Below are 8,327 nucleotides of genomic sequence, written 5' to 3' on the forward strand. Positions count from 1 at the left end.
TCCGCCCGGAGGAACGGACCAGCTCGACGGCATCCTTCTTGAACTCGGCCGTGTACCGCTTGCTCGTGTTGCTCTTCTTACTCACTACCTGGACTGCTTCCTCCGGGACCCGTACGTCCCAGTATCAAGCTGTCCCGACCACGGGGGGAGCTTCACGGGTCAGTTCCTACAGGGTGCGGCCTACAAGCTCGGCAGCGGCGCCGTGACCCTGCTCATCCTGTGGTGGGAGACTCGCCACTGACGCCGAAGTCGGGCCCATCCTCGGGTGGGCCCGGCTGTTGCGCGACATCCCGCGGGTTCGTCCTGGCTTTCATCTCCCGTTGCCGCAGGTCAGCCCGGAAGACGAGAGCGATGGATCCACATAGATCATGATGGACCTTCGCGATTTCTGAAGGAACATCACGTGCCCTGCAAAGACGCACAGACCGAGGGTGACGAGGTCCCTGCTCAGGCCCCACGCCGAGAAACCGAGGGGCACGGCGAACTCGCGGGATGTCGCACTGTCGGATCCGGCGACGACCGTCCTCATCGCGAGTGTCGGCATGCTGGGGGGACGTTGCTGTACCGCAAGAACCTGACGCGGGGGATCGACCTCCTCGGGTTGTTACGGCCGTAACCAAGGCGTACAACCCGTTTCGTCAGGGCCGCCATTGACCTGTGGGGCCGAAGCGTTCAGGAAACTGAACGCGGTAGCGGTTACCCCTGCTCAGACACTCCCCGAACCCCGTGGATGTGGAAGGGGGCCAGGACTACTGCCCTCTCCGCGCACCGTCTCTCCGTAAACTTCCGGATGCCCCGAGGACCGCTCACGCGTCTAGCGTCCGTGGTCCGGCCGGTCGCCTCATGGCGGGCGGGGGCCGGGTCCACCACGCCCTACGGCTTGTCGGAAGCCGTTGTCTCATGGGAGGAACCCACGTGCGTCTTGGTCTGCGTGGCATGAATCTGCGGGCCGGTCTGCTGGCCGTAGCGGCCCTCTTGCTGCCCCTCGCTGCGGCCGGCCCCGGCCACGCGACGACGAATGGCTCCACCGCCGTCACCGCCTACGCCGGCTCCTGCCCGGCCGCCGGCGTGGTCACCCAGGGCTACAGCAGTACCCACGACGGTGTCGACATCGCGAACTCGCTGGGTACCCCGATCTACGCGGTCGGCGCAGGCGAGGTCATCAACTCCGGCACCGCACAGGGCTACGGTCAGTGGATCCGCATCCTGCACGCCGACGGCACCGTGACCGAGTACGGTCACATGTACCAGCGGTACGTCTCCGTCGGCCAGCAGGTGTCGGCCGGTCAGCGCATCGCCCTGATGGGCTCCGAGGGCGACTCCACCGGCGTCCATCTGCATCTGAGGGTGCGGGTCGGCACCTCCACGACGATCCGCGGCATCGACCCGGTCCCGTACCTGCGCGACCGTGGCGTCGGGCTGCCGTGCACGCCCGGTGGGGGCGGGGGTGGTTCCACGACGGTGACGGCGTGGGCCGAGGCCAACGTCCGTTCCTGCGCGTCCACTACGTGCGCCGTCGTGAGCAAGGTGTACGCGGGCCAGTCCTACCCGGCCCAGTGCTGGGTGACCGGCCAGACCGTGACCGCCGAGGGCATCACCAACAACAAATGGGTCCGCCTCTCGCTGAAGGCGGGCGGGGTCGGTTACGTCAGCGCGATCTACCTCAAGGGCGACGAGACCGGCGGCGTCACCACGCAGTGCTCCTGAAGCACGGCTGCGGTGGCCAGGCCCACCCCGGGGCCGGGCCGCCACGGCCAGCTCACCGGTGACCCCCGGACTGTGCTGGTTCCGGGAACTGAAGGCCCGGGGTGCGGGGCGGCAACAGCGCCAGGTGCTCCTCGCGGACCAGACCGAAGCGCAGCGCGATGCCGACCACGGCCTCGCGCTTGCCGGTACGCCGCGCACCGCTGCCTGGGTCGGCGCAGTGCCGCGGCGTGCGCACCCGCAGTTTCTGCTCCGCCAGGTAGTCGATGTGGGCGCTCACCGCCCGCGCGGTCAACTGCGTCAGCGCCGGGTGGGTGCGGATGCGTTCCACGACCTGCGGGGTGGTCGGAACGGAGACGGCCGACGCTTCGCGCAACCGAGGTTCACAGAGTGCCACCAGGACGAGGAAGTATGTGGCGGTCTTATCCAGGGAGTAAGCGTTGAGCGTGCGGGTGCCCCAGGCGCCGGCAGGGTTGTCCGCGTCGAGGTAGACATGGTCGGGCGCGAACACTTGGAAGCTTACCGTGGAGCCCCGGGTGGGCAGCACGACCCGGGCGAACTCGAACGGAATCGGCGCCCCCGACCGGCGCGGCGAGATCCGCAGGTACTCCCCGGCGCCTTCAGGGTTCTCGACCAGGTAACTCTGGGTGGTGGAGTAGTTGGTGAGCTGCCAGTGGTCCTCCGTCGCCCGGATCTCCCCGGCGAGCCGGGAGACGGCCGGATCCGGCAGCAGCAGTTCGACCGGATGCGCCGTGCTGCCACGGCCGAAGCGAGCCGCCTCCCCCGGTCCCAGGCGCAGGGTTGTCGCCGGCTTCGTGAGGTGGGTCGACGGTAAATGGATCAGTATGCCGCTCATTGACAGGTACTACCCCCCCTGTTCCCGGCCGGACCTCGGCCGCCAGGGATTGTAGACCCAGAGGTACCCCGTGCGGGCCCGCTCGCGCGCGTCGGCTGGATGACACCGGTGGGCGGGCCCGGCCGGGCCCGCCCGGGCCCGCCCGTTACGAGGCGCAGTCGGGCACGCCGGGAAGCCGGTTCTCCGGCGAGCTGATGTAGATGTTGGTCATGTAGCCGCCGTACTGCGGAAGATAGGCCCACCACGCGTTGGTGTAAGGCGGAACGCTGACCGCCTCGCCCAGCTTCTGGCAGCTCACCAGGACCTCCACGCCGGCCGGCAGCGTCGTCAGCCGAGCGGAGTCGACGGTGGCCGGACGCAGGCGCACATTCACCCCCGAGCCCCAGGTGCCGAACCAGGTTCCCGACGGGCGGACGGCACCCGGCACGTCCAGGGACCGGGTGAGGCGGTTGACGGCCGTGTACGCGGCGCCGTACGGGGTGCCGTCGGGGTGCAGGGTGAACACGGCCACGATGGTGCGATCGCCCGTCCCCACGGTGCCGGTGGTGTGCAGGGCCTCCCGTGTCAGGTCCACTCCGGCCGCGGCAAGTGGCGCCGACCGCTGCGCCGCGGCGACAGGGACGGCCGTCGAGGGTTTGGGGGTGCAGCCGCCGGAGCTTCCGAAGCCGGACCAGCCCTGCTTGACCGCCCACGGCCGCTCGAAGGAGCCGGCGATGCCGAAGTGCTGGTCGAACCCGTCAGTGCCGCAGCGCGTCGACTGCCGCAGGTTGCCCATCACATAGTCGCGCACCGGCGCGGAGGCGGTATCCAGGACGTACCGGTAGATCCGCACCGTGTCGGCGGCCGACAGGGACACGTATCCCCAGTAACTCTCGTACCCGGCAGGCGGGTTGGCGGTATCGGTCAGGCCGAGCTGCGCCACCGTCCGGTCGATGACCGCCGTCCGCCCTCCCAGGCCCCAGTAGTAGCTGGCCGCGCCGTCGTCGCTGCTGCGCAGCATCGAGTCGAGCCGGGTGCGGTCGGCGGAGGGCAGGGTGCGGGGGTCGCGGGTGCGCAGGTAGTCGAGGGCGATGAGCAGTTTCACCACCGAGGCCGAGCGGAACCGCATGTTCTCGTTGAGCCGTTCGGTGAAGGTCCCGGTCGTACGGTCGAAAACGGCCACGCCGGCGGTCACGCCCGCCGGCACCTCGGCCCGGGTAGCATGGGCCGGTGCCGCGGCGGCCCGCGGCGTCCCGGCCAGGCCCAGCACCGTCGCCGCCAGGACGAGCACGGCGGCTACAGCACCGAGTCCCCGCAGGCGGCTCCTGCGCCGGGTCGCCGGTCGGTCGGCGGCGGATCCGCCGCGGCGGATGGTCGGACTGTTCACAACACGTTCCCCTTTTCGCTCGGGCCACCGCGGCGCCTGGTGGCGGTGGCCCCAGGTGTGCGGGACGCCTCTCCTCCAGGGCCGTGGTCCGCCCACGGGTCGCGGGCGGTGGGAGCACGCTACGGCGCTCACCGGGCATGCGGCACCCGGAAGTTGACGGAGTGTCCGGACCGGCACGCTGATCGCCGGGAGCCGTCCGCGACCAGGCCGCCCCGGCCCTACCTCACGGCTCTCGCAGGCGTCACCCCGCAATCTTCCGGATGACGCGCCCGACCACGCCCCGGATACGTTCCACAGCGTCCGGCCACGCCTCCCACGTTCGGTCGGCACGACCGTTCCGTACCGGTCCGAGGACCGCCACCGACGACACGAGGAGTTCCGATGAGCGGAAAGGCTCTGCTCCGGACGCTCGCCGTGACGGGCCTGCTGCTCGTTACGGCCTGCTCCGCCGCCGACCGGCCGACCGAGGACGCCGGCGGCCGGCTGCGCACCGGGCTGACCGATGCGGAGCGCAAGCTCCTCGGCGAAGCCGAGCAGCGGCTGATCACCAGCTGCATGCGGGACCAGGGCTTCCAGTACGGGCTCGACCCGGACGGGCCACGCAGCGAGGTACCCGAACGCCGCTTCGGCCTGGACGACGTCGCCTGGGCACGCCGGCACGGTTACGGTCTGGCCGAGGCGGCCGGGGCTGGCGGCCAGGGCGTGAAGGCCGCGGCCGAGCGCGGTCCCCAGGCGCGCTACCTCGCCTCCCTCCCAAAGCAGCGGCAGGCTGAGTACGACCGGGCCCTTGACGGCACCGACCGCGCCGCGATCGTTGTCCCGGCGCCCGGCCGCGGAGAGATCTTCACCAGCGCCGACGGCTGCCAGGCCGACGCCCGACGACACCTCTACGGCGATCTGCGCAAGTGGACCGAGGCCAAGGTGGCCGTGGTGAACCTGGAGTACGTCACCTACGACGACGTGGTGGTGGAACCGCGGTACACCAAGGCGCTGGCCGACTGGCAGACCTGCATGAAGTCACGAGGACTGGCCTACCCGAGCACTTCCGAGGCCATCGGCGCCGTGGCGAAGGAGAACCGTTCGCGCACCGCCGAGAAGGCGTGGAAGCGCGAGGTGACCGTCGCCGTCGCCGACGCCGAGTGCAATCGCGAGGCCGGACTGGCCAGGATCGGCACCCGCCTGCAACGGGAGCATGTGCGGGACGCCGCGCGTCACGAGTTCGCACGCCAGACCCGCTACTACACCCAGGCGGTCACGACCGCGCTCGGCCGGGCCCGCTCCGTCGTCGGCTCCGGCTGAGGCCGCACCTCCCCACCGAACCCGCGCGCCCGGCCCCTGTCGGGCCGGGCGTGGGCCCCCGGCGCCTGCCGGAGGGTATCCACCAGAAGGAGAACACGCCATGCGCACCACCAAGCGCGCCCTGCTGGGGCTGGCTCTGGCCGCCGCCATGATCCCGTTCGCCGCGACCAGCGCCCAGGCCGGAGGCACGAAGCCCTCCTATAACCACTCGAACCCCGGCACCTGTCCGGCTGAGTACCTGTGCGCCTACATGGACATCAACTACGACAAAGCTAAGCTCCCCATCGCCAAATTCAAGTTCGACAACCCGGTCTGGTCGGACACGAGCCAGAGGTTCATCGTCGGCTATGACTCGTCCTGGTTCAACAACGGCATCGGCACCTCGGGCAGCTCCGTGATGGTCTTCACGGGCAACGGTTACACCGGCAACTCCTTCTGCCTGGACAAGGGCTGGGGCAACACCTGGGACTCGGTGGCGAACGACAAGGGCCACTCCAACCTGTGGATCGCCGGCAGCTGCTGACCGTCCTCTCCGCTGATCCGTCACCGCCGCTCGCGCCTACCGGCGCGAGCGGCGGCGCCGTGTCGTGCGGCGCGCGGCCGCTGCTGTACCTCTCCCTGCCCGCCTCGGCCGAACGGACCGCCCCGGGCCCCGACCACGCCCTGGCCGGCACCTGGCAGGCCCTCGTCGAACGCCTCGCCGGGAGGTGACCGGACCCGCACCCGGCACGGATCGCTCAGCGGCTTCCGCCTCCTGCCTCGGCGTGCTTTTCACACGTGGGCAGTGAGGTGGGCTCGTGTCTGGTGCGGACGGCCGGGAACCAGGCGTATCCGGACGGCTCCTCGGTGACCCGCACCCGGTACCAGCGCGGGGTGCCTACGCCAGTCTCGTCGGCGACCCAGTCCCCGTCGTACACCACGCACTCGGCCTGCAATACATCCCCGTGCCATATCCGCCGCTCGGAGACATTGCCTGCCTGGTACTTCTTGTGCGGGTCCAGGGCCAGGCCCAGGCTGCAGGCGCGCAGCCGCTCGGTCTGCTTCCGGCATGGCGCCTCGATGTTGTAGGTGGTGATCCGCGCCGTGGTGTCGGCGTTCGCGGGGTTGCCTCCGCCCTCTCCGAAGAACCACCACCAGCCTCCGGCGGTTCCGGCCGCCAGGACGGCGGTGGCCGCCCCCGCGAAGGCGGCACGCCGCCAGGGCCGAGTCCGTCGACGCCGGGTGTCTGCGTCGGACAACTTGCGGGCCAGGACCAGCAGTTGGTCGGCGGTGGCTGAGGAACGGTCCGCGTGGTCGCGAGCAAGGCAACGGGTGACGAAGTCCCGCCCGGCCGCGTCGAGGGCGGGGTGCAGGCGCAGGGGGGCTCTTCCGCTGGCGTACTCGTGGGCCGCGGCCGTGCGTGCCCCGGCGGTGGATCCGGGGAAGGGGAGGGCTCCCCCGGTGAGGATCTGGTGCACGGTGACGCCCAGCGCCCAGATGTCGGCTGTGGAGCGTACCGGGACCCCGCGCTCGCCGAGCCCTTCCTGCCAGCGCTCTGGCGGCAGGTAGTCCGGCGATCCGAAGGGGGGCGCGTAGCCGTGGGTGCCGTGCACCCGTGAGACCAGGCCGAAATCGGCGAGCCGGACAGAACCGTCGGGCATGATCAGCACGTTGGCGGGCTTGAGATCGCCGTGGACCCATCCCTCCGCGTGAAGGTGGGCGAGGCCTTCGCAGATCTGGGTGATCATCCGGGTGGCGTCCGTGAGCGGCTCGGCATCCGTCGCCGCGTCGAGCCGGTCCTGCAGACTGCCTGCGGCGCGTTCCATGACGAGGACCACGGCGCCGTCCAGTTCGGGCCGCTCCTCGTCGATCACCACTAAGGTCTCCAAGACCTGGATGAGCCGGCTGTGGTCGGCGTTGCGACTGAATTCGGCCTCACGTCGGGCCAGTTCCTGCCACTGGCGGGAGCGGCCCGGTCCCAGTGCGTTCGTGGCCACGAACTTCAGGGCTACCTCGGCCGGTGGCGACCCGGCCGTCCCGCCACCGGGCTTGGTGTCGGAGGCCCGTCGTGCGGCGTAGACGCTGCCCCAGTTGCCCGACGCCAAGGGGGAGACCACTTCCCAGGGCCCCACCCGGTAGCCCGTCGGTACCGCGACCGCCCAGTCGTAGCCTGCTCCGGTGTTGCGCAGCCCGGCGGTCATGCGCGGACCTTCGCCGCGACGGCCTGGGCGGTGGGCGGGACTCCCGCCGCGGAGGCGACCCGCGGGGGCGAAGAGGGCAAGTGGGCCAGCATCGTCTCCAACCCATTCTCCGCTCGTTCCTGTTCCTGGCACCTGCCCGGCGAGGTCAGAGCGGTCGATGCGGCAGGAGACGCAACGGTTTCGCCCTTGACCGCGTTGATGATTGCGTCGGTCTTCAGTTCACGGTCTCGGCAGACCGCCAGGAAGCCATCGCGCTCACACGCTGTAATCGGCTGGATGCCGTGGATCACCATCAGCTGTCCCGTCTCGCTGGCCGACTGCAGGGCGCGAGCGGTGGCGGCATGACACTCCACTGCTTGGGAACTATGAGTTTCAACCTCTGTCCTCTGGTTGTAGCTGCTCCGCTTTCCAGACCACAGTTTCGGCGGATTCGGTTGCCCGGGGTCCGGTGTCTCGTCGGTCAGGTGAGCAGTGCCGCTTGACCGAGACCGCCGTGCGGAACTGGCAGGCCCAGGTCGACACCGGCGAGCGGGAGGGCCTGCCCAGCAGTGGGCGTGAGGAGCTGCCCGGCTGCGGCGTGGGAACCGCTGAGCAAGACGCCAGGAGCGTGCCTGAAAGATCGTGCAATCCCGGGGGCACCGCTGGCCGGGCCGCTGTGCACGCCGATGCGCAGCGGTGCCGGGTGCTGTGCAATCTTCGGCCACATGGGGCTGGGCAACGTTGTGACCAGCTGTGGTCGGGCCTGTGGTCGGGCCTGTGGTCGGGGTGGTGGGTGCGATGTGCCGGTTTGGTGTCAGAAGCTGTTGTCTTTCCGGGCTTGAGGACGGCGTTTTCGCTGGTCGGGCATAGGGGCGGCGATCTGGTGGGAGTGGTGGCCTGTCGTGTCGTCGTTCCCGTGGAGGTCGTGGATGCCGTCGGTGGT

8 protein-coding genes and 1 pseudogene are annotated in these 8,327 nt (G+C 70.2%); 5 read left to right on the forward strand and 4 right to left on the reverse strand.

Annotation, left to right across the window (positions count from 1 at the left end; all coding sequences use genetic code 11):
* Positions 1 to 241: pseudogene (locus tag C1I97_RS40735) on the forward strand (hypothetical protein); the annotation flags it as partial.
* A 674-nt stretch (positions 242 to 915) separates the two neighbouring features.
* Entirely contained in the window at positions 916 to 1,707 is a 792-nt protein-coding gene (locus tag C1I97_RS41745; RefSeq protein ID WP_258382729.1) for a M23 family metallopeptidase, read from the forward strand.
* A 52-nt stretch (positions 1,708 to 1,759) separates the two neighbouring features.
* On the opposite strand, the gene C1I97_RS25540 is transcribed toward C1I97_RS41745, so the two are convergent.
* Together C1I97_RS25540 and C1I97_RS25545 are read right to left on the reverse strand one after the other, a co-directional pair.
* Positions 1,760 to 2,560, reverse strand: a complete 801-nt coding sequence (locus tag C1I97_RS25540) for a serine/threonine protein kinase (protein ID WP_111005518.1) — start codon at positions 2,558 to 2,560, stop codon at positions 1,760 to 1,762.
* Between the two features lie 145 nt (positions 2,561 to 2,705).
* Positions 2,706 to 3,857 carry a hypothetical protein gene (locus C1I97_RS25545; protein ID WP_111005524.1) on the reverse strand — a complete coding sequence of 384 codons (1,152 nt, stop codon included), beginning with the start codon at positions 3,855 to 3,857 and terminating at the stop codon, positions 2,706 to 2,708.
* 450 nt (positions 3,858 to 4,307) lie between these two features.
* Between C1I97_RS25545 and C1I97_RS25550 the strand changes: the two genes are divergently transcribed.
* The 3 genes from C1I97_RS25550 (at position 4,308) to C1I97_RS25560 (ending at position 5,936) form a co-directional block, all read left to right on the forward strand.
* Positions 4,308 to 5,225 carry a hypothetical protein gene (locus C1I97_RS25550; protein ID WP_111005519.1) on the forward strand — a complete coding sequence of 306 codons (918 nt, stop codon included), beginning with the start codon at positions 4,308 to 4,310 and terminating at the stop codon, positions 5,223 to 5,225.
* 100 nt (positions 5,226 to 5,325) lie between these two features.
* Entirely contained in the window at positions 5,326 to 5,748 is a 423-nt protein-coding gene (locus tag C1I97_RS25555) for a peptidase inhibitor family I36 protein (RefSeq protein WP_181446906.1), read from the forward strand.
* Entirely contained in the window at positions 5,727 to 5,936 is a 210-nt protein-coding gene (locus tag C1I97_RS25560) for a hypothetical protein (protein ID WP_111005521.1), read from the forward strand. The genes C1I97_RS25555 and C1I97_RS25560 overlap by 22 nt, the downstream gene beginning before the upstream one ends.
* Before the next feature lie 26 nt (positions 5,937 to 5,962).
* Here C1I97_RS25560 and C1I97_RS25565 read toward each other — a convergent pair whose 3' ends face one another.
* Both C1I97_RS25565 and C1I97_RS25570 read right to left on the reverse strand, forming a co-directional pair.
* Entirely contained in the window at positions 5,963 to 7,405 is a 1,443-nt protein-coding gene (locus C1I97_RS25565) for a serine/threonine-protein kinase (protein ID WP_111005522.1), read from the reverse strand.
* Entirely contained in the window at positions 7,402 to 7,698 is a 297-nt protein-coding gene (locus C1I97_RS25570) for a hypothetical protein (protein ID WP_146608287.1), read from the reverse strand. The genes C1I97_RS25565 and C1I97_RS25570 overlap by 4 nt, the downstream gene beginning before the upstream one ends.
* Positions 7,699 to 8,327: the final 629 nt, after the last annotated feature.

It is taken from the genome of Streptomyces sp. NTH33 (genome assembly GCF_003236365.1).
Classification (GTDB): Bacteria; Actinomycetota; Actinomycetes; order Streptomycetales; family Streptomycetaceae; genus Streptomyces.